This window comes from Mesorhizobium sp. M4A.F.Ca.ET.050.02.1.1, assembly GCF_003997725.1.
Taxonomy (GTDB): domain Bacteria; phylum Pseudomonadota; class Alphaproteobacteria; order Rhizobiales; family Rhizobiaceae; genus Mesorhizobium.
Genome location: NZ_RZSG01000997.1, coordinates 1 through 1,925, shown reverse-complemented (window position 1 = coordinate 1,925; position 1,925 = coordinate 1). Strand labels below are relative to the sequence as shown.

Sequence of the window (1,925 nt, the reverse complement as noted above, 5' to 3'; positions counted from 1 at the left end):
TCTCGGCGTCGACCAGCGCCACGGTGCGCGTCGTCCAGCTTCCCGAGAAAGTGCAGCCGAGAACGCCACCCTCCTCGCCAACGGCAATGCGCGGCTGGCCGTTTGGCTCCTTGGCGGCCGTGCCGCTTGCGTCGCGTTTGCGGATGGTCAACATGGCGTCCTGTTTAGCCTGCCGGAACCGGCCTGTCATTTGCCGGCGCCGCGTTGTCGCACAGCCTGAGAAGAAAAATATGGCGCGTGTCATTTCGGTCGAATCCGAGCGTTTCCCCATTGCCGGCTCCTTCACCATCTCGCGCGGCTCGAAGACAGAAGCCGAGGTCATCACCGTAACCATCAGCGAAGGCCGCCATGCCGGGCGCGGCGAATGCGTCCCTTACAAGCGCTATGGCGAAACCATGGAGGGCGTCCGCGCCGCAATCGAGGAGATGCGCGGCCGGATTGCCGACGGCATCGACCGGGCAGCCCTGCTCACCGCCATGCCGGCGGGCGCGGCGCGAAACGCCGTAGACTGTGCTCTTTGGGATCTGGAAGCGAAGTTGAGCGGCACGCCGGTCGCGGATGCGATATGCGCTGCCCAGGCGGGGGGGCTCGAGACGGCCTACACGCTCTCGCTGGGCGAGCCGGAGGCGATGGCAGCGCAGGCTCGCGCCAATGCGGACCGGCCACTGCTCAAAGTCAAGATCGGCGGCGACAATGACCAGGCCCGCATCCGTGCGGTTACCGAAGCGGCGCCTGCCAGCCGCATCATCCTCGACGCCAATGAGGGTTGGACGGACGACAACATCGTCGACAACCTCGCCTTCGCCGCCGAACACGGCATCGCCCTCATCGAGCAACCTCTGCCGGCCGGCCGCGACACGATCCTGCGCCAAATTGCGCATCCGGTGCCGATCTGCGCCGACGAAAGCGTGCACGAGGCGAAGGACCTGGAAGCCCTTGTTGGACTTTATGAAGCCGTCAACATCAAGCTCGACAAATCCGGTGGGCTCACCGAGGCGCTGGTGCTGCGCGAGCGCGCCCGCGCGCTCGGCTTCCACATTATGGTCGGTTGCATGGTGGGCACGTCGCTGGCGATGGCACCGGCCGTGCTTCTGGCGCAGGGCGCCGATTTCGTCGATCTCGACGGTCCGCTGCTGCTCGCGAGGGACCGGGAGCCACGCCTCGTCTACGAGGGATCGTTTGTACTACCCCCCGACAGCACGCTGTGGGGTTGAGCGCGCCGCGAGCGCAATCAGCGCCAGGCCGATGAGCGCAATGGGGATCATGGCCAGAAAGCCGTCGACACCGAAGCGGTCGTAGAGCGGGCCCGACGCCAACGTCACCACGGCCATGAAGAAGCCGTTGAAGAAATAGGCGATGCCTTGCGCAGCACCCGTGCGTTCCTCCGAGACGGTCTCGCCGATCATCTTCTGCAAGCCGATGAGCACCATCGCCACCGACACCGCGTGCAGCGTCTGGACGCCGAAGAAGCCGGCGACGCCAAGGCCGAGCGGCCAGATCAGCGGAAAGGCGATCCAGCGCACGATTGAGCCGATGCCAGCGATCAGCATCACCCTGACGATGGGAACGGACCCGAGGATGCGCGTAAACATCACAAACATGCACACCTCGGCGACCACGCCCCAGGCCCACAGCAGGCCAACGACGGTGTCGCTGATGCCGATCGACTTCCAGTAGATCGAGACGAAGCCGTAGAGAAAGGCATGGCTGGCGGTGATGATGCCGACGCCGAGGGTGAAATAGAGGAAATAGGCATTGAGAAGCTTCGGCGCCGAATGCTGGATGTCGGTCGCCGACAGCGGCGAGGCGCGGCGCGGACGGCCGAGCCTCGGCGCCAGCAATCCTGCGGCGAGTGCCGCGCCCAGGGCAACGAAGATGATCGCCGGCACCGCCTCGGCGCCGGTGCGCGCCAGGATGAAGCCGCC

The 1,925-nt window shown here is 65.8% G+C and carries 2 protein-coding genes and 1 pseudogene; 1 reads left to right on the top strand and 2 read right to left on the bottom strand.

Annotated elements, in window-relative coordinates; all coding sequences use genetic code 11:
- Positions 1-154, bottom strand: a pseudogene (locus tag EOA33_RS34155) (organic solvent ABC transporter permease); the annotation flags it as partial.
- A gap of 76 nt (positions 155-230) precedes the next feature.
- Between EOA33_RS34155 and dgcA the strand changes: the two are divergent.
- Positions 231-1,214, top strand: a complete 984-nt coding sequence (dgcA, locus tag EOA33_RS34150) for an N-acetyl-D-Glu racemase DgcA (RefSeq protein WP_127407615.1) — start codon at positions 231-233, stop codon at positions 1,212-1,214.
- Here the strand turns inward: dgcA and EOA33_RS34145 are convergent.
- The coding region (locus EOA33_RS34145) for an MFS transporter (protein WP_190234472.1) at positions 1,185-1,925 on the bottom strand (741 nt) is incomplete at its 5' end. The genes dgcA and EOA33_RS34145 overlap by 30 nt on opposite strands.